Raw genomic sequence first — 23,177 nt, forward strand, 5'->3', positions numbered from 1 at the left:
CCTATCGAAGGCCGAGGCCGCGCGCGATGATGCCGCGCAGGATTTCGCGGGTGCCACCGCGCAGCGAGAAAGTCGGGGCCACCTGTTCCAGGTAGGCCAGCGTGCGCAGCAGCGGCAAGGGGGGCGGCCGCTCGGGCCGGCGGCCCAGCGCGTCGGCGATCAGGCGCGGGATGTCCTGCTCCAGTTCCGTGCCCAGGTCCTTCACCAGGGCCGCCTCGATGGCCGGACTCTGGCCCGCCGCCAGCTTGCCGGCGACCGCCAGCGACAGGGCGCGCAGTACCGCCATCTGCGCCAGGAGGGCGCCCAGCAGGGCCTGGTCGGCGGCGTCCAGCCCGCCGCCGGCGCGGCCGTGCGCCAGCCAGCACTGCAACAGCGAGATGGAGGAATACAGGCGTTCCGGCCCGCTGCGCTCGAACGCCAGCTCGGCGTTGACCTGGGCCCAGCCCGCGCCCTCCTGGCCGATGAGCGCGTCCGGCGCCAGCTCGACGTTGTCGAAGAACACTTCGGAGAAATGCGCGTCGCCGGCCAGATCCTTGATCGGCCGGATGGACACGCCCGGCAGCGACAGGTCGACGATGAGCTGCGACAGGCCCTGGTGACGGTCCTCCGGCGTGCCCGAGGTGCGCGCCAGCGCGATCATGTAGTGCGAGCGGTGCGCATTGGTGGTCCAGACCTTGCTGCCGTTCAGGCGCCAGCCGCCCGCCACGGGCTCGGCGCGGGTGCGGATGCTGGCCAGGTCGGAGCCCGAGCCGGGCTCGCTCATGCCGATGCAGAAGAAGGCCTCGGCGCGGCAGATGCGCGGCAGGTAGAAGGCCTTCTGCGCCGGCGTGCCGAGCTTGAGGATCAGCGGCGCGCTCTGGCGGTCGGCGATCCAGTGCGCCGACACCGGTGCGCCCGCACCCAGCAATTCCTCGGACAGCACGAAGCGCGCGAAATGGCCGCGCCCGGCGCCGCCGTATTCGCGCGGCAGCGTCAGGCCGAGCCAGCCGCGTTCGGCCAACTGGCGGCTGAAACCGGCGTCGTAACCCATCCAGGAGCGGGCGCGTTCATCGGGTTCCAGCCCGTCCAGCGCGTCGGCCAGGAAGGCGCGTACGTCGGCGCGCAGCGCCTCGTCCTGCGGGGGGATGGCGGTCAGTTCCAGCGTTTCGATCATGGCGGGTCCGGTCTGGCGGGCGCCGGGGCGGCGCGCCGCTGGCCACTATCCGCGAGCCGCGCGCGGGCTGTCCAATAGTAAATTCTTGCCTGCCGATAAGGATCCGATATCGGACCGGGAGCGCGCGGCGGCGCGAGTATGATGAAAGGATCACCAGGAGGAAACACATCATGAACGAAGTCATCGTCGCATCCGCCGTCCGCACCGCCATCGGCGATTTCGGCGGCGCGCTGAAGGACGTGCCGCCCTGCGATCTGGGCGCCGCCGTCATCAAGGCCGCGCTGGAACGCGCCGCCGTCAAGGGCGACGAAGTGGGCCATGTCGCCGTCGGCCACGTCATCAACACCGAACCGCGCGACATGTACCTGTCGCGCGTGGCCGCCATGAACGCGGGCATCGCCAAGGAAACCCCCGCCTTCAACGTCAACCGCCTGTGCGGTTCGGGCCTGCAGGCCATCGTGTCGGCGGCGCAGACCATCCTGCTGGGCGATGCCGACATCGCCATCGGCGCGGGCGCCGAGAGCATGAGCCGCGCGCCCTACATCGCGCCGGCGCAGCGCTGGGGCGCGCGCATGGGCGACAGCATCATGCAGGACATGATGACCGGCGCGCTGTCCGATCCGTTCGGCCGCATGCACATGGGCGTGACCGCCGAGAACGTCGCCGCCCAGTTCGGCATCAGCCGTCAGGACCAGGACGCGCTGGCCGCCGAATCGCATCGTCGCGCCGCCAACGCCATCGAGGCCGGCTACTTCCGCGACCAGATCGTGCCGATCGTGCAGAAGACGCGCAAGGGCGAAGTGGTGTTCGACACCGACGAGCACGTGCGTCGTGACGTCACGGCCGACAGCCTGGCCGCGCTCAAGCCGGTGTTCCAGAAGGAAAACGGCACCGTCACCGCCGGCAATGCCTCGGGGCTGAACGACGGCGCCGGCGCGCTGGTGCTGATGAACGCCTCGGTGGCGGCCAAGCGCGGCGTCAAGCCGCTGGCGCGCCTGGTGGCCTACGCGCACGCCGGCGTCGACCCGACCATCATGGGCATCGGCCCGGTGCCGGCCACGCAGGCCGCGCTCAAGCGCGCCGGCCTGACCGTGGACCAGCTGGACGTGATCGAGGCCAACGAGGCCTTCGCCGCGCAGGCGTGCGCCGTGACCCGCGAACTGAAGCTGGACCCGGCCAAGGTCAACCCCAACGGCAGCGGCATCGGCCTGGGCCACCCGATTGGCGCCACCGGCGCCATCATCACGGTCAAGGCGCTGCACGAATTGCAGCGCGTGCAAGGCCGCTACGCGCTGGTGACCATGTGCATCGGCGGCGGCCAGGGCATCGCGGCGATCTTCGAGCGCATCTGAGCGACGCTTCGCCGGTGCGGCGTTGACCGCGCATCGGTATCCCGGGGCGGGCCGCGACGGTCCGCCCGCGCCGGCCCGCATTCCGGTCGCATGGCGGCGTGGCGCCGACGGCTGTGCGCGCCGGGCCTACAATCGCGCCCATGTACAAATCCAAATTCCCCTCCGAACTCGACCAGCCGACCCTGTCGGAATTGGACGGCGTGCGTTATCTGCACTTCAACACCGAATGGGTCCAGGGCGCCATGCGCATCAAGAACCCGGCGGAGCTGGTGCTGGAATACACCAGCCAGATGATGGCCTGGCTGCTGTTCCTGGAACCGCCCAAGGACGAGGCCATCGGCATGTTCGGCCTGGGCGCCGGCTCGCTGGCGCGCTTCTGCGCCAGGCAGACGCGCGCGCCGCTGCTGGCGGTGGAATGGAACCCGCGCGTCACGGCCGCCTGCCACATGTTCTTCCGCCTGCCGGGCGAGAACCGCCTGCGGGTCGAGCACGCCGACGCCGCCGAATGGGCCGCGGATCCGCTCAACGCCGGCCGCTGTCCCGTGCTGATGGTCGACCTGTATGACGCCTCGGCGCAGGGGCCGGTGCGCGACAGCGTCAAGTTCTACCGTGATTGCCGCCGCGTGCTGGGAGAGGTCGGGGTGGTGGCGGTGAACCTGTTCGGCCGTCACGAAAGTTTCGGCAAGAACATCGACAATCTGGCCAAGGCCTTCGACGACCGCATTGTGCTGCTGCCCGAGATCGACGCCGGCAACCAGATCGTGCTGGCGTTTTCCGGTCCGCGCCTGGCGGTCACGCCGGCCGAGCTGCTGGCGCGGGCCGAGGTGGTCGAATCCCAGTATGGCCTGCCGGCGCGCCGCTGGGCGCGTGCGCTGACCCGTCACGCGGTCGACGGCGTTCTGCATTTTTAGGGACGGGTTAGGGCAAGTCCTTACAACATCGGACTGGTCCGCTTCCACAGACCGGAGATATGATGGCCTTATTCATAATTATGAATTACGGCGCCGTCAGGCCGTCTGCCCATGACCTCACCCATCGTCCGGCAAGCCCTGTACCTGGAAGTCGCGGATCGCCTGCGCGGCATGATCCACGCGCGCGCGCTGCGCAACGGCGAGTGGATCGACGAACTGCGCCTGGCGGGTGAACTGGGCATCTCGCGCACGCCGCTGCGCGAGGCGTTGAAGGTGCTGGCCACCGAGGGCCTGGTGCGGCTGGAGCCGCGCCGCGGCTGCTTCGTCAATGAATTGTCGGTGCAGGACCTGGAAGACATCTTTCCGTTGATGGCCATGCTGGAAGGCCGCTGCGCCCATGAAGCCGCGTGCAAGGCGTCGGACGCGCAGTTGGCGGCGCTGGCGCCGTTGCACGAGGCGCTGGCCGGCCATGCCGCCGCCGGCCGCATCGACGCCTATTACCAGACCAATTACCTGATCCACGAAGCGGTGCAGGCGCTGGCCGGTAACCAGTGGCTGGTCGACATGGTGGGCAACCTGCGCAAGGTGCTGAGCCTGTCGCGCCACCGCAGCCTGGCCTGGCCCGGCCGCATCCAGGAGTCCTGTGCCGAGCACCTGGCCATCTTCGAGGCCCTCCGGGCCCGCGAGCCCGAACGCGCCGAGGCGCTGGCGCGTCATCACCTGATGCGCCAGCTCGAGGTGCTGCGCGCATTGGCCGCCGCCGACGACGCGCCACCGCTTTCCGATCTTCCCGCAGCCGAGGAAACCGCCCATGAACGCACCCGCCAATCTCGCGCCCGCGCGCGGCGCACGCACGCCTGATGCCGAACCGGTCGACACGGACGCCGCCGAGGCCGGCGAAAGCCTGATCACCCGCCTGGGCCGGTTGTGGGAACGCGGCCGCCTGCCCAGTGAATCCGAAGTGCGGCGGCTGTTCGAGGCGCGCCTGACCGACGTGGCCGCCAACAAGCTGGCGCGGCGCTGGTGCGAGCGCTATAGCGCCGCCGACGGCAAGGACCGGCGCCTGATGCTGGCCGCCCTGGCGCAGGTGCGCGGCACCTTCGCGGGAGATGCCGCCGAGGGCGCGCGCCTGTTCAAGCGCTTCAACGCGCAACCGATGGGCTTGCGCTTCCTGGTCGAGCTGCGCGCCGACATGCTGCGCTGGCGCAAGCAGGTCGCCGGCATCCAGGCGCTGGACAAGGATCTCGAAGGCCTGCTGTCGGCCTGGTTCGACGTCGGCCTGCTGGAACTGCGGCCGCTGACCTGGGACTCGCCCGCCTCGCTGCTGGAAAAACTGATCATCTACGAGGCCGTGCACGAGATCCAGTCGTGGGACGACCTGCGCCACCGCGTGGCGCCGGATCGCCGCTGCTACGCCTATTTCCATCCGCAGTTGCCCGACGTGCCCCTGATCTTCGTCGAAGTGGCCTTTGCCGGCAGCATGGCCGACAACGTGCAGGCGCTGCTGGACAGCGCCGCGCCACGGCAGGACCTGGACAAGGCGCGCTGGGCGATCTTCTATTCCATTTCCAACACCCAGCCGGGCCTGAAGGGCATCAGTTTCGGCAATTTCCTGCTCAAGCGCGTGGTCGAGCAATTGCTGGAGGAACTGCCCAAGCTCAAGTCGTTCGCCACGCTGTCGCCGATTCCCGGCTTCGCCGACTGGCTCGGCAAGCTCGACGCCGACGCGGTCGAGGCGGTCCTGCGCGAGGATAAGTCGCGCGCCCAGGCGCGCCAGCGTGCCGGCGTGCCCGACGGCCGGCGCTGGGTGGCGCGGCTGACGCGCGCGGCACAGGGCAGGAAGACGTCCGACGTGGTCAAGCGCGCCGCGTTCCGCCTGGCCGCGCACTACCTGCAGGCGATGAAGAACGGCTTGCCGCTGGACGCGGTGGCGCGCTTCCACCTGGGCAACGGCGCGCGCATCGAGCGCCTGAACTGGGCGGCGGATACGTCGGCCAAGGGACTCAAGCAGTCCTGCGGCCTGATGGTCAATTACCTGTACGACCTGGATGAACTGGACGGCAACCTGGCGCGCCTGCATGAAGGCAAGCCGCAAGTGAGCCGCGGCGTGGGACGCGCGGCCTGAGCGGCGGCGCGTCGTCAAAAGAAAAAAGCGATAACCAGCGAGGGGACATGACGGACAACACGGCAGGCCGTGTGCTGCTGCAACGCGACGGGCAACTGGCCTGGGTGACGCTGTCGCACCCGGGGCGCCTGAACGCCATCACCGTGGGCATGTGGCGCGAACTGCGCGACGTCTTCACGCGCATCGCCGCCGACGACGCGCTGCGCTGCGTGATCGTGCGCGGCGAGGGCGGCAATTTCGCCGCGGGCGCGGACATCCGCGAGTTTCCGGCCGAGCGCGCCGACGCCGCGGGCGTGCAGCGCTACCACCGCGAGATACTGGCGCCCGCATTGATGGCCGTGGCGCAATGCCCGCAGCCGGTGGTGGCGCAGATCGAAGGCGTGTGCGTCGGCGGCGGGCTGGAGATCGCCTGCCAGTGCGACCTGCGCATCGCCGGCGAATCGGCGCGCTTTGGCGTGCCGATCAACCGGCTGGGCTTTCCCATGGCGCCCGACGAGATGCGCGGCCTGCTGGCATTGGCCGGCCGCGCCGCGACGCTGGCCATCCTGCTCGAAGGCCGCGTGTTCGGCGCCGCCGAGGCGCGCGACCTGGGATTGCTGACGCGCATCGTGGCCGATGCCGAGGTGGCCGCGCAGGCCCGGCGCAGCGCCGAACGCATCTGCCAGGGCGCGCCGCTGGCCGCCCGCATCAACAAGCGCCTGTCGGCGCGCCTGGCGCAGGGCGGCGCCTTGACCGAAGCCGAATACCAGGATTATTTCTCCTACGCCGACAGCCGGGACCACAAGGAGGGCGTGCGCGCCTTCCTGGCCGGCGTAGACCCCCACTTTTCCGGAGACTGAAAACGGTGAGCAACGCCAATCTATACGCTGTGCTGGAGGGCGGATTCCCCGCCGATCGCAAACAGGTCGCGCTCGAAACCCCCGAGCTGGCCTACACCTGGGACGACATCGACCGCGCCACGGCCTGCCTGGCCAACCTGCTGGCCTCGCTCAAGCTGCCCGAGGGCGCGCGGGTCGCGGTGCAGGTCGAGAAATCGCCCGAAGCCCTGTTGCTGTACCTGGCCACGCTGCGCGCCGGCCTGGTGTACCTGCCGCTGAATACCGCCTATCGCGAAGCTGAAATCGAGTATTTCCTGGGCAACGCCGAGCCGGCCGTGGTGGTCTGCGCCAGCAAGAACCGCGACTGGGTCCAGCGCGCCGCCGACAAGGCCGGCTGCGCGCATGTGTACACGCTCGACGAAGACCGCACCGGCACGCTGCTGGAAGCCGCCGGCGGCCTGTCGCAGACCTTCAGGACCGTCAAGCGCAAGCCGGACGACCTGGCCGCCATCCTCTACACGTCCGGCACCACCGGCCGCAGCAAGGGGGCGATGCTGTCGCATGGCAACCTGGCGTCCAACGCGCAGGTGCTGCACAAGTACTGGGGCTGGCGCTCGGACGACGTGCTGCTGCACATGCTGCCGATCTTCCATGTGCACGGCCTGTTCGTGGCCTCGCACGGCGCGCTGCTGGCGGGGGCGAAGATGATCTGGCTGCCCAAGCTGGACGCCGACCAGGCGCTGCGCTACCTGCCGCAGAGCACGGTAATGATGGGCGTGCCGACCTACTACGTGCGGCTGCTGGCCGACAAGCGCTTCAATCGCGACGTGTGCGCCAACATGCGCCTGTTCATCTCGGGCTCGGCGCCGCTGCTGTCCGAGACCTTCAACGATTTCCGCGAGCGCAGCGGCCACGCCATCCTGGAACGCTACGGCATGAGCGAGACCGTCATGCTGACCTCCAATCCGTATGACGCGGCCGATGGCGTACGCCTGGCCGGCACCGTGGGCCGGGCGTTGCCGGGCGTGCAGGTGCGGGTGGTGGACGATGCCGGCATCGCGCTGGCGCCGGGCGAGATCGGCAACGTGCAGGTGCGCGGACCCAACGTGTTCTCGGGCTACTGGCGCATGCCGGAAAAGACGCGCGAGGAATTCACGCAGGACGGCTGGTTCAAGACCGGCGACGTGGGCCGCTGGGGCGGCGAATCCGCCGGCCGCGACGTGCCTGCCGACTATCTGTCGATCGTCGGCCGCAGCAAGGACCTGATCATCTCCGGTGGCTTCAACGTCTATCCGAAAGAGATCGAGACGCTGATCGACGACATGCCGGGCGTGGCCGAGTCGGCCGTCATCGGCGTGCCGCATGCCGATTTCGGCGAAGCGGTGGTGGCGGTGGTGGTGCCCAAGGACGGCGCCACGCTGGACGCCGCCGCGATGCAGGCCGAGCTGAAGGCGCGCATCGCCAACTTCAAGGTGCCCAAGCGCGTGCACATCGTTGACCAGCTGCCGCGCAACACCATGGGCAAGGTGCAGAAGAACGTGCTGCGCGAAACCTATCAGGCGCTGTAGCGTCGTCATGCCAGGCCGGTCCACGCGGACCGGCCATTTTTTTCCAAGGAGCCCGCCCCCTTTCCAGAACGATTCCCGAACCAGGCAGCATCCCAACCCAAGAACACAAGAGACGAGACGCGGGAAACGCGCCGTCCCACGCTGCAGCAAGAGGAGACAATATGAAATACCGCATGTTCGCCGCGACCCTGCTGGCCACGCTGGCCGCCGGTTTCGCCGGCACCGCCAGCGCCGCGTCCTGGCCGGAACGGCCCATCACGCTCATCGTGCCCTTTCCCGCCGGGGGCGGCACCGATACCTTCGCCCGGCCCCTGGCCCAGCAGTTGACGATGCAACTGGGCCAGTCGGTAGTGATCGACAACAAGGGCGGCGCCGGCGGCACCGTCGGCGCGGGCGTGGCCGCCAAGGCGCGGCCGGACGGCTACACCTTCTTCATGGGGGGCGCGCACCATGCGCTGGCGCCGTCGCTGTACAAGAGCCTGAACTACAACATCCAGAAGGACTTCGTGCCGGTGGCGCTGGTGGCGCAGCCGCCGCAGGTGGTGGTCATCAATGCCACCAAGCTGCCCGTCAAGACGCTGCAGGAATTCATTGCCTACGCCAAGCAGCATCCCGGCGACATCAACTTCGGCACGGCCGGCAAGGGCAGTACCCACCACCTGGCCGGCGAACTGTTCGCCATGCAGACCGGCATCAAGCTGGTCGACGTGCCGTACCAGGGCGCCGGGCCGATGCTGACCGCGCTGATCGGCGGGCAGGTGGACCTGGCGTTCGACGGCCTGGGTTCGTCATCGGGCCATATCCGCTCGGGCGCGATCAAGCCGCTGGCGGTGGCCGCCGACAAGCGCTCGCCGTCGCTGCCGGACGTGCCGACCGCGGCCGAGGCCGGGGTGCCGAACTACGTGGTGTCGACCTGGTACGCGATCTGGGCGCCCGCGGGCACGCCGCAGGAGGCGGTGGACCGCATGACGGCGGAAATCACCAAGGCCCTGAACACGCCGAAGATCAAGGAGACCTGGGAGAGCAACGGCACCGCCATTCCGACCCTTACCGGGCCGGCCTTCGGCAAGTTCGTCGACAGCGAGGTGTCGCGCTGGGCCAAGGTGGTGTCGGACTCGGGCGTCAAGCTGGATTGACGCCCGCGGCGTGGGCGCGGGCGCGTGTCAACGCCAGTCGCTGGCCAGGCTGAGCCTGGCCAGTTGGTCGCGCGTCAGCGTCAGGCTGGCGGCCTTGACCAGTTCGTCCAACTGCGCCAGCGACGTGGCGCTGACGATCGGCGAGGTGATGCCGGGCTGCGCGATCTGCCAGGCCAGCGCGGCCTGGGCGGGCGTACAGTTGGCGTCCTCGGCGACTTCATCCAGCGCCTTGAGGATGCGGTAGCCGCGGTCGTTCAGGTACGTGTCGACGATCTTCTTGCCGCGCGCGCTCTTGCCGACGTCGGCCGGACCGCGATACTTGCCGCTGAGAAAGCCGCTGGCCAGCGCGTAATAGTTGATGGTGCCCAGGTCCTGCGCCTTGACCAGCGCCTGCAGGTGCCCCTCGAACGGTTCGCGGCTGTACAGGTTGTATTCCGGCTGGATGCTCTCGTAGCGCGGCAGGTTGTGGCGTTCGCTGGCGATCAGCGCTTCGGACAGCCGCACCGCGGTGTAGTTGGAGGCGCCGATGGCGCGCACCTTGCCGGCCTCGATCAGCTTGGCGTATTCGCCCAGCGTGTCGGTCAGCGGCGTGTCGGGGTCGTCCTTGTGCGACTGGTACAGGTCGACGTGGTCGGTCTGCAGCCGCGCCAGCGACGCCTCCAGCGCGCGCCGGATGTAGGCCGGCGCCAGGCCCTTGGCGTCCGGACCCATCTCCATGCCGACCTTGGTGGCGATCAGCAAGCGGTCGCGCTTGCCCGAGCGCTTGAGCCACTTGCCGATCAGGGTTTCGGATTCACCGCCCTGGTTGCCGGGCACCCAGCGCGAATAGACGTCGGCGGTGTCGATGAAATTCAGGCCGGCGTCAACCAGCGCGTCCAGCAGCGAGAACGTGCCGGCCTCGTCGACGGTCCAGCCGAAGACGTTGCCGCCGAAGGTGAGGGGAGGGATCTGCAGGCCGGAGCGGCCCAATGCGCGTTTGATCATGATGTGGCCCTTTGGATGTCGCGGATGTCGTGTCGCGCGGGCGCGGCGCTTTTAGTATATTGGCGCCGCCCGCCCCGGCATGGGGCAGCCGCGCCACGCATGCACCATTTCAGGGATTCCCCCCAAGTGAATTTGTGTTGCGACACGTTAGACTATACGGCTTTACGGCTGTCCGGACCGTGGGGAAGCCCGCGGAACAGCCGTAATAATGAACAAATACCAAGGGTTCAAGGAGCTTACCTATGCTGATCGGAAAAAAACATTTTCTGACGGTTGGCGCAATGGCGCTGGCGATGGCGATCGCCGCGCCGGTGGCGGCGCAGCAGAAGTCGGTGGCGGTCACCGCCATCGTCGAGCACCCGGCGCTGGACGCCGTGCGTGACGGGGTGCAGGACGCCCTCAAGCAAGCCGGCTACGAGCCGGGCAAGAACCTGAAGTGGCAGTACCAGAGCGCCCAGGGCAACACCGGCACCGCCGCCCAGATCGCGCGCAAGTTCGTCGGCGACAAGCCCGACGCCATCGTCGCCATCGCCACCCCGTCGGCCCAGGCCGTCGTGGCCGCCACCAAGGACGTGCCGGTGGTGTATTCCGCCGTGACCGACCCGGTCGCCGCCCAGCTGGTCGCCAGCATGGACGCCTCGGGCACCAACGTCACCGGCGTGTCGGACCTGCTGGCGCTGGACAAGCAGGTCGAGCTGATCAAGAAGATCGTGCCCAACGCCAAGCGCGTCGGCATGGTCTACAACCCGGGCGAGGCCAACTCGGTCGTGGTGGTCAAGAAACTGCAGGAAATCCTGCCCAAGTCGGGCATGAGCCTGGTCGAAGCCGCCGCCCCGCGTTCGGTTGACGTTGCGTCCGCCGCGCGCAGCCTGATCGGCAAGGTCGACGTCATCTACACCAACACCGACAACAACGTGGTCTCGGCCTACGAGTCGCTGGTGAAGGTCGGCAACGACGCCAAGATCCCGCTGATCGCTTCGGACACCGACAGCGTCAAGCGCGGCGGCATCGCCGCCCTGGGCATCAATTACCGTGACCTGGGCGTGCAGACCGGCAAGGTCGTGGTGCGCATCCTCAAGGGCGAGAAGCCCGGCGCGATTCCGTCCGAAACCATCTCCAAGCTGGAGCTCTACGTGAACCCGGGCGCGGCCGCCAAGCAAGGCGTGACCCTGTCCGACGCGATCATCAAGTCGGCCGCGGTGGTGGTAAAGTAAAGCGCAAGTCGTTCGGCCCCGCCCGTGCCTACCCGGCATGAGCGGGGTTTTGTTTTATCTTGTTTTCTTGTGTTTGCCCCGCGCCGGTACGCGGGGTCCACAGGGCGGCAGCATCCACAAGGTGCGCGCGGCCCGGCGCGATGGCGTTGGCCTTGAACGGCAGGTTGGTCACGGACCACATGCCGCGTTTTGCTCCCCGGAGCGTCCCTCAAGCAGCCCGCTTGCGGCCCTGGCCGCCAAGCCCGGCAACGCCTTGGCAGGAATCGAGAGAAAATCGCACGGCAGGAAACGTTTATTGCGAAAGCTCGGGTAAAACTGACCCCGAAACGCAAGAAGTTGGACGTTCCTAATCTCTAATATGCTCGTTCCCTACCTGATTGGATTTGACCCATGTCATTGTTCTCGTTGTTAGGCGCACTGGAGATCGGCCTGATCTTCAGCCTGGTGGCCTTGGGCGTATTTATCTCCTTTCGCCTGCTGCGCTTTCCGGACCTGACCGTTGATGGCAGTTTCCCGCTGGGCGGCGCCGTCTGTGCCACGCTGATCGCCTCGGGCACCGACCCGTTCGTGGCCACCATCGCCGCCACCTTCGCCGGCGCCGCCGCCGGGCTGGTCACCGGCTGGCTCAACGTCAAGCTCAAGATCATGGATCTGCTGGCCAGCATCCTGATGATGATCGCGCTGTATTCCGTGAACCTGCGCATCATGGGCAAGCCCAACGTGCCGCTCATCACCGAACCCACCGTCTTCACCATCCTGCAGCCGGGCTGGCTGTCGGACTACGTGGCGCGGCCGCTGATCCTGGTGGTCATCGTGATCCTGGCCAAGCTGGCGCTGGACTGGTTCTTCGCCACCCAGACCGGCCTGGCGGTGCGCGCCACCGGCTCGAACGGCCGCATGGCCCGCGCGCAGGGCGTGAACACCGGCCGCATGATCCTGGGCGGCATGGCGCTGTCGAACGCGCTGGTCGCCATGGCGGGCGCGCTGTTCGCGCAGACCCAGGGCGGTTCCGACATCTCCATGGGCATCGGCACCATCGTCATCGGCCTGGCCGCGGTGATCGTCGGCGAAAGCATCCTGCCGTCGCGCAAGCTGGTGCTGGCCACGCTGGCCGTCATCATCGGCGCCATCGTCTACCGCTTCTTCATCGCGCTGGCGCTGAACAGCGATTTCATCGGCCTGAAGGCGCAGGACCTGAACCTCGTCACCGCGGTGCTGGTCACGATCGCCCTGGTCATTCCCATGCTCAAGCGCCGGCTGGTCGGCAAGAAGGGGCGCTGATATGTTGTCCGCAAAAGACCTCAAGATCACTTTCAACGCCGGCACGCCGATCGAGACGCGGGCGCTGCGCGGGCTGTCGCTGGACATCCCGTCGGGCCAGTTCGTCACCGTCATCGGTTCCAACGGCGCGGGCAAGTCGACCTTCCTGAATGCCGTGTCGGGCGACCTGCCGGTCGATTCCGGCCGCATTGAGATCGACGGCGCCGACGTCACGCGCCAGCCGGTCTGGGCCCGCGCCTCGCGCGTGGCGCGCGTGTTCCAGGATCCGATGGCTGGCACCTGCGAAGACCTGACCATCGAAGAGAACATGGCGCTGGCGCAGTTGCGCGGCGCGCGCCGTGGCTATGGCCGCGCGGTCAAGGCCTCGATGAAGGAAGGTTTCCGCGAACGCCTGGCCACGCTCGGCCTGGGCCTGGAAAACCGCCTGACCGACCGCATCGGCCTGCTCTCGGGCGGCCAGCGCCAGGCCGTGAGCCTGCTGATGGCGGCGCTGCAGCCGTCGCGCATCCTGCTGCTGGACGAACACACCGCCGCGCTCGACCCGCGCACCGCCGACTTCGTGCTGCAACTGACGGCGCGCATCGTGGCCGAAAGCAAGCTGACCACCATGATGGTCACGCACAGCATGCGCCAGGCGCTGGACGTGGGCGACCGCACGGTGATGCTGCACCAGGGCCAGGTGGTGCTGGACGTGTCCGGCGATGAACGCCGCGGCATGGACGTGCCCGACCTGCTGGCCATGTTCGAGCGCGTGCGCGGCGAGAAGCTGTCGGACGACGCCTTGCTGCTGGGCTGAACGGACGCTCCGGGCGCCGACAGGCGCAAGACCCGGCGCGGATCCCTCGGGATCACGCCGGGTTTTTTTCATGCCGGCGCGCGGCGCCCGCGCGGATTGGCGGTCAGGCCGCCAGCGCGCGCCAGCTGCGCAGCAGCAGCGTCTCGATGTCGTGCACTGGCAGGCCGGTGGCGCGCGCCACGGCCTCGCGGTAGGGCGGCATGTTGGTGCATTCGAGCACGATGTCGGTCAGGTCCGGGGCGCGCCGCGCCAGCCGTTCGGCCGCCTCGACCACGTCGCGTTCGACGCGCGCCAGATCCATGTCCGGCGCGTTTTCCAGGATGCGCGCCTGCATCTCGCAGCCGGGCGCCAGGCCTTCGACCACGGCGTTGGCGGGCACGCCGGCCGCATCCAGCAAGACGCGATCGAGCGAGGCCGCATCGAAGGTGACGATGCCCACCCGCGCCAGGCCATGGCATTGCAGCAGGCTGGACGACACGACGGGCACCGGCACGGCGGCCTGCAAGGCGTCCTGGTAGCGCGCCAGGAACCCGCAACTGGTGGAGATCAGCGCCGCGCCGTCGCGCGCCAGACCCACGGCGGCATCGATGAACGGCCGCAGGAAGGCCGGGTCGGCTTCCTGCACGATCTTGCGCGGCGAGGCGCCCGGCACCGTGACGAAGCGCGCCGGGATGCCGGCGCGGGCGTAGGTCTCGGGGTTGCCGACGTCGCCGGGCGGGCGCGGAAAGCGCGTGTCCAGCATCAGCAGGCCGAGAAAGGCGCCTGGGGCCGCGGGCGCGGCCGGGAGGGTTGCATCGTTCGTGGCCACGCGGGGCTCCCGTGAATGTCGATACGCCCTAGAGGAATCGTCCCGGACGGAAGGCGTCGTGGCGGCCGGTGGCGTCGCCGTCGGTCATCAATTCCCCTAGTATCTGCGCGGTGCCGGGCGCCGTGCTGAAACCGATGTGCTGGTGGCCCAGCGCCAGCCACAGGCCGGGATGGCGCGGCGCCTGGCCGATCATCGGGCGGCTGTCCGGCAGCGTCGGGCGGCGGCCGAGCCAGGCCCGCGGGTCCAGCCGCTCGCCCAGGTCGATGGCCTCGCGCGCCCGGGTTTCCGCCAGGTCCAACTGGATGGGACGGGCAGGCGCGTCGCAGTCGTCCAGCTCGACGCCGGTGGTCAGCCGCAGACCGCGCGCCATCGGCGACAGCACGTAGCCGCCGCCGGTGTCGTAGATGGGGCGGCCCAGCGCCGGGCCGCCGGCGGCGCCGTAATGCATGTGATAGCCGCGCTCGAACGCCAGCGGCAGGTCGATGCCGGTGGTCTTGAGCAGGGCCTTGGACCACGGGCCCAGCGCCACCACCAGGTCGGGCGCCGTCAGCGTTTCCGTGCCGGCGTCGCCTTGCACGATCCAGCCACGTCCGCCATCGCGGCGGATGGCGGCGGCCCGCAGTGTGCGGAAGACGCCGCCCGAGCGCTGGAACAGGTCGGCGTAGGCCGTGGTCACGGCGCCGGGATCGTCCACCGAATAGGAACCCTGGATCCACAGCGCGCGCGGGAAGATCGGCGCCAGGGCCGGCTCCAGTTGCGCCAGTTCGGCCGGGGCCAGCGCCTGGGTCGGCACCTGGTGGCGGGCGTAGGCCTCGCGCGCCAGGGCGCCGCCCTGCCACGCCTGTTCGCTGCGGAACAGGAAGATCCAGCCGCTGTCGCGCAGGCGTTGGCGCGCGCCGGCCGCCTCCAGCAGGCGCAGGTGTTCGACGGCGGAGCGCCGGATCAGGCCGTCGAGCGCCGCCGTGGTTTCGCCGAACACCGACGGCCGGGCGCGCGCCAGGAAGCCCGCCGCCCAGCCCAGGTTGCGGGCCAGGTACGCGGCGCGGTAGCGGAATTGGACGGTGTCGTTGCGCAGCAGCCGGGGCAACTGGCGCCACAGGCCGGGATGGTTGAAGGGCATGAGGGAGCTGCGGGCCAGGACGCCGGCGTTGCCGGATGAGGTCTCCCGGCCGGGGGCCTGGCGGTCGACCAGGGTGACCTGCATGCCGCGCCGCTGCAGTTCCAGCGCGCAGCAGACGCCGACGATGCCGGCGCCGAGCACTATGACTTGCTTTCCCATCGTCGCTGTCGCTGCTTGAGTCGGTATGGAACCAAGGGAGGTGAGCGGCCGATTGTAGGGCAGCGGGCGGGCGCCAGCGAAGGCGGGCATTCCAGGATTGCGACGCCGCGCCGGGCGGCCACCAGGCGGGTGGGCCGGCGCCGGTCACGCCGGCGGCCGCTGCCCCAGGATGCGGCCGGCCGCCGCCACGCCCCACCACGCGGCTTCTTCGAACACCGAATAGCCGGACAGGTCGGCATGGGCGAACAGCACCGGGCCGTCCACCTCGCGCAACGCCGCCAGGCCGGCGTTCGATAGATAGCCGCAATAGGGCGAGGCCATGGCATGGCCGCGCACCGTGATCTCCAACTGCCGGGCGCGCCGCCAGAACTCGTCGCCATAGGCGGCGACCAAGTCGGCGGCGGCCTCGTCGCGCAGCGCCTCGGGGCGGGCCTCGGCGAGCCATTGCCGCGCGGCCTGTGGCGTCTGGTTGCTGAGGGCATGGTAGGCGGTGAACACCGTGCGCGGCGAACGCGCCACGCGCAGCAATTGGTGGGTCGAGACCACGTAGCCCAGGGCCTGGCCCTGGTAGACCACGTTGTCCCACGATAGCGGTTCGCCCGGCGCTTCGCGCGGATAGCCGTCCATGACGAAGTTCGACACCAGCCAGGGCGCGTGCGGCGACGCGTGCGCGGCCGGATCGTAACCGTAGGCGCGGATGTCGGGCAGCAGGCGCTGGGCCACGAACAGCGGCATGGCGCAGACCGCGCGTTGCGCTTGCAGCGTAAAGACGCGGGCGGCGGGCCCCGGCGCCAGGCAATCGATGCGCGGGCCGGCCGCGCTTTCCTGCAACCGCGCGGCGGTGCCGGGCAGCAGCCAGCCCTCATGGCCGAGACGGGCGCTGATGGCGTTGCGCAGCCGTTGCACCAGCGGCGCCAGGCCGCCGGGCCAGGTCAGCACGGCGCCCTCGGCGGCGTTGGCGGCATGGCCGTCGCGGCTGGCGAAGTAGTGCAGCCCGGCCCAGGCCGAGACCCGGTCGTAGGGCGCGCCGTAGTCGTCGCGGCAGCAGTAGTTCAGGTACCAGTGCAGGGCGGGGGAGGTGTAGCCTTCGCGGTCCAGCCACTGCTTGAATGTGAGCGCGTCCAGCGCGCGCCAGGCCGGGTCGCGCGAGGACAGCACGATCGGGATGCAGAAGACCTTGCGGCCGTCGTTGCCGAACGCGCCGTGCAGCCGCTCCACCAGCGCCAGGAACTTGCGGTGCTGTTCGATATCGGCTTCGGGCAGCCCGTGCATCGGCAAGAGACCGTCTTCCCAGCGGCCGTCGCGCAGCAGCCGTTCCTGCGGCGAGTGCGCCAGGATGGCCTCGTCGTAATAGGGCCGCTCGCCGAAGGCGTCGCGCTCGGCGATGCCGAAATCGGCCAGCATCTCGCGCACGTGGGTGGACTGCATCGACGGCAGCGGCAGGTAGTGCGCGCCGAGCGGGTAGTCGAGCCCGTCGCGGGCGCCGGCGGCGGCGTTGCCGCCGTACTCGGGGCCTTGGACCACGACGAAATCGGTGAAGCCTTCGCGCGCCAGCTTCCAGGCGCACGACAGGCCGGCCACGCCGGACCCCAGGATCGCCACCTGGCAGCGGCGGGCGCCGGACGACGGCGGCAGCGCCGCGCCATCGCGCAGCGCATGGCCGGCCTGCATGCCCGGGTAGCGCACCTCGGGCGTGGTCTCGACCACGCGCGAACGGTAGTAGCCCGCCGTGCCGGCGGCGGCGGCGGTGGCGACGCCCAGCAGGAAGGTGCGGCGCCGCATCAGCGGATGACCTTGCGCCAGTCCTCGTCGAAGTAACGCACGAGCGATTGTTCGTTCAGGCGGTTCGGCGGCATGGCCAGCGCCGGCATGTCGGCGGGAAAGTGGAACAGCTCGCGCAGCGTGGCCGGATCGAGGTAGCGGGTCGGCACGGTGACGGCGTCCGGCGGCGTGTAGTCGCGGCGCTTGCCGGCCAGGATGAAGCCCCAGTCGCCGAACGACGGCACGTAGGCGTGGTACGGCCAGGTGTTCAGGCCGGCTTCCTTGAGCGTGGCGTCCACGCTCCAGAACGAGCGCGGCGCGAAGTAGGGCGAGGTCGACTGGATCACCATGTAGCCGTTCTCGGCCAGGTGCCGCGCCATCAGGTGGTAGACCGGCACCGAGTACAGCCGGCCCAGGCCGAAGTTGGACGGATCCGGAAAGTCCACCACGATGAAGTCGTAGACCTCGGCGTGGCTTTCGAGCCAGCGGCCGGCGTCGTCGTTGATGACGGTGACGCGCGGATCGGTCAGCGAGCCCTGGTTCAGCTTGGTCAGCGGCTCGGAGCGCGAGAACAGGCCGGTCATGGCCGGGTCCAGGTCCACCAGCGTGACGTGCTCCACATGCTTGTACTTGAGGATCTCGCGCACCGCCAGGCCGTCGCCGCCGCCCAGCACCAGCACGTTGCGGGCCCAGGGCAGGGCCTGCAGGCCCGGGATCACCAGCGACTCGTGGTAACGGTGTTCGTCGCGCGACGAGAATTGCAGGTTGCCGTTGATGTACAGCCGCAGGTCGTCGTGCCAGCGCGTCACGATCAGGCGCTGGTAGGGCGTGGTCTCGGCGTGCACCACGTCGTCGCCGTACAGGCCCTTCTCGGCCCAGGCCGTCATCTGGCCGGAAAACAGGAAGCCCAGCGCCAGCAGCCCCAGCACCACGCCGCCGCGTATGGCGCGTTCGGCAGGGCGCCGGATCTCGCCCCGGAACAGCCAGGTGGTCCACAGCGCCACGCCGGCGTTGAGCATGCCGAACAGGAAACTGGTGCGCAGCAGGCCCAGCTTGGGCGCCAGCAGCAGCGGAAAGATCAGCGACACGGCCAGCGCGCCGAGATAATCGAAAGTCAGCACGCGGCTGACGATCTCGCGGAACTCGGCCTTGCGCTGGTTGAAGACGCGCATCACCAGCGGGATCTCCATGCCCACCATCAGTCCGATGATGAAGACGCCCGCGTACAGCGCCGCGCGAAACGGCGCCGACAGCCAGGCGAACACCAGGAACAGCACCGCGGCGGAAACCCCGCCCAACAAGGCGACGGCCAGTTCGACGTCGATGAATCGATTCAAAACGTCGTCGTCTCTTACATATTTTGACAACCACGATCCGATGCCCATCGCGAACAGATAGCAGCCGATGACGGACGAGAACTGGAGGATGGAATCGCCCAGCAGATAGCTGGCCAGCGCGCTGCTGATCAGCTCGTAGCCCAGGCCGCAGGAAGCGACGATCAATACCGACAGGATGAGGACGCGGTCGCGCATGAGGGTTCCGACTCGAAAAATGCGTTCGCAGTATATCGAAGGCGGCGTATATACTGCGCGCAATCAGGGCCTGGAGGGGCGATTATGGGAGAAGCGATGCATCCGGCGGTGACCTATCTGATCTACATTGTTTCGGCGCTGGTCATGCTGGGCATTTTCACCGCCGTCTACACCACGGTGACGCGCTACAAGGAATTCGAACTGATCCGCCAGGGCAACATTGCCGCGGTGCTCTCATACAGCGGCGCGCTGGTCGGTTTTTCGTTCACGCTCTGCTCCAGCATCGCCATCCATGCGAGCTTCGTCATGTTCCTGGTCTGGGGCGTGGCCGCCATGGTGGTGCAACTGGTCGTCTATGCCGTCGTGTCGCGCGCCATCCAGGGCCTGCACGAGGCCATCGAGGAAAACAACATCGCCATGGGCGGCCTGATCGGTTCGATCTCGCTGGCCGCCGGCGTGGTCAACGCCGCCTGCCTGACCTGAGCGGCCCGCGCGTCGACCCATCTCTGACACAGGAGAACTAGCCATGAGTCTCGGTTCATTTATCCGCAAACAGTTCATCGACATCCTGCAATGGAACGAGGACGGCGACGGCGTGCTGGCCTGGCGCCACCCGATGCAGGATTTCGAAATCCAGTACGGCGCCAGCCTGACCGTGCGCGAATCGCAGATGGCGGTGTTCGTCAACGAAGGCAAGGTGGCCGACGTGTTCGGCCCCGGCATGTACAAGCTGACCACCCAGACGCTGCCGGTGCTGACGTACCTGAAGAACTGGGACAAGCTGTTCGAGTCGCCCTTCAAGTCGGACGTGATCTTCTTCAGCACCCGCCTGCAACTGGGCCGGCGCTGGGGCACGGCGCAGCCGGTGACGCTGCGCGACAGCGAATTCGGCATGGTGCGGCTGCGCGCCTTCGGCGTGTATTCGTACCAGATCACCGACCCGGCCAAGTTCTACCGCGAGATCAGCGGCACGCGCGACGTCTACACCGTCGATGACCTGGAAGCGCAGTTGCGCAACATGGTGGTCGCGGCCATGACCACCGCGCTGGGCGGCTCCAAGGTGCCGTTCCTGGACATCGCCGGCAACCAGGGCCTGATGTCGCAGAGCATCGGCGAACAGCTCGGCCCGGTGTTCGAGCGCTATGGCGTCAAGCTCGACAACTTCACGGTCGAGAACGTGTCGCTGCCGGAAGAACTGCAGAAGGCGCTGGACACGCGGATCTCGATGGGCATGGCGGGCGACCTGGGCAAGTTCACCCAGTACCAGACCGCCACCTCGATCCCGCTGGCGGCGCAGAACGAAGGCGGCATCGCCGGCATCGGCGCGGGCCTGGCGGCCGGCGCGGCGCTGGGCCAGACCATGGCGGCCGGACTGGGCGTGGCCGCGGGGCAACCGGCGGCCGGCGCCCAGGCGGCGGCCGGCACGGCGGCGGGCGCGGCGGCCGCTTCGGGCGCCGACCCGGTGCAGCGCCTGCAGCAGCTCAAGGACCTGCTCGACAAGGGCCTGATCACGCCGGCCGACTACGACGCGGCCAAGGCCGAAGTCTTGAAGAAACTCACCAGCTGAGCGCCGCACGCCCATGCAGCAGGTCCTGTGTCCGCAGTGCGGAGCGCCCGTCAAGTTCACTTCCACGGCATCGGTCATGGCGGTCTGCGGCGCCTGCCGCAGCACGCTGCTCAAGGACGCCGAGTCGGTCAAGCGCATCGGCGAGACCGCCGATGTCCTGGAAGACTATTCGCCGCTGTGCTTGGGCGCCGCCGGCCAGTTCGAGGGCAAGCGCTTCGACCTGATCGGCCGCATCCAGTTGCGCTACGAGGACGGCTTCTGGAACGAGTGGTACCTGTGGTTCGATGACGGCTCGGACGGCTGGCTGTCGGACGCCTCCGGCCAGTACGCCATTACCCGCCGCCGCAAGGTCAAGACGGTGCAGGGCCTGCCGGCATTTGCCGACATCGCCGCGGGCGATGACCTCAAGCTGGACGGCCAGCGCTTCACCGCCTCCGACGTGCGCCGTTGCCGCGCCGGCGGCGCGCAGGGCGAATTGCCGTTCGTGCCGGGCGATGGCTGGGAAGCCAAGGTGGCCGATTTCCGCAGCCTGGACGCTTTCCTGACGCTGGACTTCTCCGATGGCCCCGAACCCGAGCTCTACATCGGCAAGGCCTTCGACCTGGCGGGCATGCAGGCGGCGACGCTGCGTTCGAACGAACAGGTCGAGGAAACCGCCGGGCGCTTCCGCGGCCAGATCAAGGCGCTGGACTGCCCCAGCTGCGGCGCGCCGATCAGCTTCGTCGCCGCCATGGCGACGCAGGTGGTGTGCCCGTCGTGCGCGGCCACGGTCGACTGCGCCGGCGAGACCGCCGAAGTCATCGGCAAGGCGCGCAAGATCAACGCCATCAAGACCACGCTGGCGCTGGGCGCCACCGCCAAGATCGATGGCGCCGCCTACACCCTGATCGGCCTGATGAAATGCGCCGATCCGGACCCCGAAGAGCCCTCGGACTGGATCGAATATCTGTTGTTCAACCCCGCCAAGGGCTTCATCTGGCTGGTGGAGACGGACGAGGGCTGGGAGCGCGTGCAGGTCTGCGATACCTGGCCCAGCTACAACAACGCCACCAGCGTGCGCTGGCGCTCCAAGCTGTACCAGAAGCTGTACGACTACACCTCGCGCGTCGAGCTGGCGCTTGGCGCCTTCAACTGGCGCGTCAGGGTCGGCGACAGCACCAAGATCACCGACTACAAGGCCGGCAACCTCAAGCTCACCCGCGAACAGGGGCCGGCCGAGGTGGGCTGGTCGGCCGCCGCGCCGGTGGCGCCGGCGCAACTGGCCCAGTGGTTCGACAATCCCGAACTGGCCAGGCAGAAGGCGATGCCGGGCTCGCCCTCGCTGGGCGGTTATCGCAAATGGGCCTGGTTCGCCACCATCGCCATGGGATTCCTCAACTTGGGCAACATCTTCAGCGGCCGCATCCTGCCGATCCTGATCGGCCTGGCCTTCCTGTGGCTGCCGGCCAGCCTCGCGGACAAGATGTCGGCAAAGGACGACTGAGGCATGGGCAAGTTCTTCTACGCCATCTACGCCCTGATCGTGGTCATCGCAGCCACCGGCGCCAGCTCGCCCGGCGCCCGCTTCACCAGCGGTGGCAGCGGCGGCAGCAGCAGCAGCTGGGGCGGCGGATCGTCGGGCAGCTCGGGCTGGTCGTCGGGCGGATCGCACAAGTGACGCCGCACGCGACGCCCGGCCGCCACATCCTGGCCGACTTCCGTGGCGTGGACGCCGGCCTGCTGGCCGACGCCCAGGCGCTCGAGCGCGAGCTGCTGGGGGCCGCCGAGGCCGCCGGCGCGCGCGTGCTGGGCGCCCACTTCCACCATTTCGGCGAAGGCGCGGGCGTGACGGGCGTGGTCATGCTGAGCGAATCGCACATCAGCGTGCATTCCTGGCCCGAGCACCGGTTCGCGGCGCTGGACATCTTCATGTGCGGGGCCGCCCGGCCCGAACTGGCGCTCGAGCGGCTGCGGGCCGCGCTGGCCCCCGACACGGTGCGCGTCACCACGGTCGACCGCGGCTGAGCGGGTTCCGGGCCGATTTCCTCCCTTCGTTGATCGGGCGCAAGTCGGCCGCGGGCACAAATTGACGAGCGTTATATACCTATATATATTTCGTTACCGAGATTGATCTTGTCCGAGGAGAGACGCATGTTCCGCAAACACCCGGTCCTGGCGCTGTCGCTGGCCCTCGCCGCCGCCTGGGGCCCCAGCGCTCACGCCGGCGACCTGGTCGTGTCCGCCGCCGCCAGCCTGACCAACGCGTTCAAGGACGTGGCCCAGGCGTACGAGAAGGAGCATGCCGGCACCAAGGTCATCCTGAACTTCGGCGCTTCCGACGTGCTGCTGCAGCAGATCGTCAAGGGCGCGCCCGCCGACGTGTTCGCGTCCGCCGACCAGAAGGCGATGGACAAGGCCGTCGAGGAAAAGGCCGTCAAGCCCGAATCGCGGGTGGATTTCGCCGCCAACCAGGTCGTGCTGATCGTGCCGACCGACAGCAAGGCCAACATCACCGCGCTCAAGGACCTGACGCGCGACGACATCAAGCGCATCGCCTACGGCAACCCGGCCTCGGTGCCGGTGGGCCGCTACACGCAGGGCGCGCTGCAGGCCGCCGGCCTGTGGGACGCGGTGCAGGCCAAGAGCGTGCTGGCGCAGAACGTGCGCCAGAGCCTGGACTACGTGTCGCGCGGCGAAGTGGACGCGGGCTTCGTGTTCGCCACCGACGCGGCAATCATGCCGGACAAGGTCAAGGTGGCGGTGCGCGTGCCGTCGCAGACGCCGGTCACCTATCCCATCGCCGTGACGGCGCGCGATGCCTCCGCCCAGGAAGCCAAGCGCTTCGTGGCCTACGTGATGTCGCCCGCCGGACAGGAAATCCTGTCACGCTACGGCTTCCAGAAGCCTTGAGGA

The 23,177-nt window shown here is 68.8% G+C and carries 23 protein-coding genes; 16 read left to right on the top strand and 7 right to left on the bottom strand.

From position 1 onward, the window contains the following. Nucleotide 1: 1 nt before the first annotated feature. Complete coding sequence (locus tag AruCF_RS06870) at nucleotides 2-1,153, bottom strand: acyl-CoA dehydrogenase family protein (protein ID WP_049072716.1); 1,152 nt, start codon at nucleotides 1,151-1,153, stop codon at nucleotides 2-4. Nucleotides 1,154-1,323: 170 nt separating this feature from the next. On the opposite strand from AruCF_RS06870, the gene bktB reads away from it, so the two are divergent. The 7 genes from bktB to AruCF_RS06905 all read left to right on the top strand — a co-directional run bounded on the left by bktB (nucleotide 1,324) and on the right by AruCF_RS06905 (nucleotide 9,063). Then, nucleotides 1,324-2,505: a beta-ketothiolase BktB gene (gene bktB / locus AruCF_RS06875; protein WP_049072717.1), complete on the top strand. Its 1,182-nt coding sequence runs from the start codon at nucleotides 1,324-1,326 to the stop codon at nucleotides 2,503-2,505. Between the two features lie 140 nt (nucleotides 2,506-2,645). Continuing rightward, a complete protein-coding gene (locus AruCF_RS06880) occupies nucleotides 2,646-3,416 on the top strand; it encodes a class I SAM-dependent methyltransferase (protein ID WP_049072718.1) in 771 nt (256 codons plus the stop codon). A 111-nt stretch (nucleotides 3,417-3,527) separates the two neighbouring features. Then, nucleotides 3,528-4,277 (top strand): GntR family transcriptional regulator, encoded by a 750-nt coding sequence (locus tag AruCF_RS06885; protein ID WP_049072719.1) that lies wholly within the window; start codon nucleotides 3,528-3,530, stop codon nucleotides 4,275-4,277. After that, the gene (locus AruCF_RS06890) at nucleotides 4,228-5,541 is read left to right on the top strand and encodes a malonyl-CoA decarboxylase domain-containing protein (protein ID WP_049072720.1); all 1,314 of its coding nucleotides are present in this window, start codon (nucleotides 4,228-4,230) and stop codon (nucleotides 5,539-5,541) included. The genes AruCF_RS06885 and AruCF_RS06890 overlap by 50 nt, the downstream gene beginning before the upstream one ends. Before the next feature lie 47 nt (nucleotides 5,542-5,588). After that, a complete protein-coding gene (locus tag AruCF_RS06895; protein WP_049072722.1) occupies nucleotides 5,589-6,380 on the top strand; it encodes an enoyl-CoA hydratase/isomerase family protein in 792 nt (263 codons plus the stop codon). A gap of 5 nt (nucleotides 6,381-6,385) precedes the next feature. Next, the gene (locus AruCF_RS06900) at nucleotides 6,386-7,927 is read left to right on the top strand and encodes a malonate--CoA ligase (RefSeq protein ID WP_049072723.1); all 1,542 of its coding nucleotides are present in this window, start codon (nucleotides 6,386-6,388) and stop codon (nucleotides 7,925-7,927) included. 161 nt (nucleotides 7,928-8,088) lie between these two features. Next, nucleotides 8,089-9,063: a Bug family tripartite tricarboxylate transporter substrate binding protein gene (locus AruCF_RS06905; protein WP_049072725.1), complete on the top strand. Its 975-nt coding sequence runs from the start codon at nucleotides 8,089-8,091 to the stop codon at nucleotides 9,061-9,063. 27 nt (nucleotides 9,064-9,090) lie between these two features. On the opposite strand, the gene AruCF_RS06910 is transcribed toward AruCF_RS06905, so the two are convergent. Then, nucleotides 9,091-10,047: an aldo/keto reductase gene (locus AruCF_RS06910; protein WP_049072727.1), complete on the bottom strand. Its 957-nt coding sequence runs from the start codon at nucleotides 10,045-10,047 to the stop codon at nucleotides 9,091-9,093. Between the two features lie 242 nt (nucleotides 10,048-10,289). Between AruCF_RS06910 and AruCF_RS06915 the strand changes: the two genes are divergently transcribed. Next, nucleotides 10,290-11,261 (top strand): ABC transporter substrate-binding protein, encoded by a 972-nt coding sequence (locus AruCF_RS06915; protein ID WP_049072728.1) that lies wholly within the window; start codon nucleotides 10,290-10,292, stop codon nucleotides 11,259-11,261. 28 nt (nucleotides 11,262-11,289) lie between these two features. Here the strand turns inward: AruCF_RS06915 and AruCF_RS29070 are convergent, their stop codons facing one another. Beyond that, nucleotides 11,290-11,442 (bottom strand): hypothetical protein, encoded by a 153-nt coding sequence (locus tag AruCF_RS29070; protein ID WP_156326857.1) that lies wholly within the window; start codon nucleotides 11,440-11,442, stop codon nucleotides 11,290-11,292. Nucleotides 11,443-11,651: 209 nt separating this feature from the next. Between AruCF_RS29070 and AruCF_RS06920 the strand changes: the two genes are divergently transcribed. Beyond that, nucleotides 11,652-12,542: an ABC transporter permease gene (locus AruCF_RS06920; protein ID WP_049072730.1), complete on the top strand. Its 891-nt coding sequence runs from the start codon at nucleotides 11,652-11,654 to the stop codon at nucleotides 12,540-12,542. 1 nt (nucleotide 12,543) lies between these two features. Further along, nucleotides 12,544-13,338, top strand: a complete 795-nt coding sequence (locus AruCF_RS06925) for an ABC transporter ATP-binding protein (protein WP_026384195.1) — start codon at nucleotides 12,544-12,546, stop codon at nucleotides 13,336-13,338. A 103-nt stretch (nucleotides 13,339-13,441) separates the two neighbouring features. Here the strand turns inward: AruCF_RS06925 and AruCF_RS06930 are convergent, their stop codons facing one another. The 4 genes from AruCF_RS06930 to AruCF_RS06945 form a co-directional block, all read right to left on the bottom strand. Beyond that, nucleotides 13,442-14,080, bottom strand: a complete 639-nt coding sequence (locus tag AruCF_RS06930; protein ID WP_049072732.1) for an aspartate/glutamate racemase family protein — start codon at nucleotides 14,078-14,080, stop codon at nucleotides 13,442-13,444. A 94-nt stretch (nucleotides 14,081-14,174) separates the two neighbouring features. After that, nucleotides 14,175-15,425 (bottom strand): NAD(P)/FAD-dependent oxidoreductase, encoded by a 1,251-nt coding sequence (locus AruCF_RS06935; RefSeq protein WP_049072733.1) that lies wholly within the window; start codon nucleotides 15,423-15,425, stop codon nucleotides 14,175-14,177. Between the two features lie 144 nt (nucleotides 15,426-15,569). Next, complete coding sequence (locus AruCF_RS06940; protein WP_049072736.1) at nucleotides 15,570-17,207, bottom strand: NAD(P)-binding protein; 1,638 nt, start codon at nucleotides 17,205-17,207, stop codon at nucleotides 15,570-15,572. Continuing rightward, a complete protein-coding gene (locus AruCF_RS06945; protein ID WP_049072738.1) occupies nucleotides 17,207-18,718 on the bottom strand; it encodes a polyamine aminopropyltransferase in 1,512 nt (503 codons plus the stop codon). Before AruCF_RS06945 ends, AruCF_RS06940 begins: the two co-directional genes overlap by 1 nt. A 96-nt stretch (nucleotides 18,719-18,814) precedes the next feature. Between AruCF_RS06945 and AruCF_RS06950 the strand changes: the two genes are divergently transcribed. The 6 genes from AruCF_RS06950 to modA all read left to right on the top strand — a co-directional run bounded on the left by AruCF_RS06950 (nucleotide 18,815) and on the right by modA (nucleotide 23,174). Further along, nucleotides 18,815-19,201 carry a DUF350 domain-containing protein gene (locus tag AruCF_RS06950; protein WP_049072739.1) on the top strand — a complete coding sequence of 129 codons (387 nt, stop codon included), beginning with the start codon at nucleotides 18,815-18,817 and terminating at the stop codon, nucleotides 19,199-19,201. A 43-nt stretch (nucleotides 19,202-19,244) separates the two neighbouring features. Further along, complete coding sequence (locus AruCF_RS06955; RefSeq protein WP_049072741.1) at nucleotides 19,245-20,285, top strand: SPFH domain-containing protein; 1,041 nt, start codon at nucleotides 19,245-19,247, stop codon at nucleotides 20,283-20,285. Nucleotides 20,286-20,298: 13 nt separating this feature from the next. Then, nucleotides 20,299-21,768: a DUF4178 domain-containing protein gene (locus AruCF_RS06960; RefSeq protein ID WP_049072742.1), complete on the top strand. Its 1,470-nt coding sequence runs from the start codon at nucleotides 20,299-20,301 to the stop codon at nucleotides 21,766-21,768. A 3-nt stretch (nucleotides 21,769-21,771) separates the two neighbouring features. Beyond that, nucleotides 21,772-21,942, top strand: a complete 171-nt coding sequence (locus AruCF_RS29425) for a hypothetical protein (protein ID WP_162876642.1) — start codon at nucleotides 21,772-21,774, stop codon at nucleotides 21,940-21,942. Next, the gene (speD, locus tag AruCF_RS06965; protein ID WP_049072743.1) at nucleotides 21,939-22,289 is read left to right on the top strand and encodes an adenosylmethionine decarboxylase; all 351 of its coding nucleotides are present in this window, start codon (nucleotides 21,939-21,941) and stop codon (nucleotides 22,287-22,289) included. The genes AruCF_RS29425 and speD overlap by 4 nt, the downstream gene beginning before the upstream one ends. A 126-nt stretch (nucleotides 22,290-22,415) precedes the next feature. Then, complete coding sequence (gene modA / locus AruCF_RS06970) at nucleotides 22,416-23,174, top strand: molybdate ABC transporter substrate-binding protein (protein ID WP_049072744.1); 759 nt, start codon at nucleotides 22,416-22,418, stop codon at nucleotides 23,172-23,174. Nucleotides 23,175-23,177: the final 3 nt, after the last annotated feature.

This window comes from Achromobacter ruhlandii (assembly GCF_002082135.1).
Lineage (GTDB): Bacteria > Pseudomonadota > Gammaproteobacteria > Burkholderiales > Burkholderiaceae_B > Achromobacter > Achromobacter ruhlandii.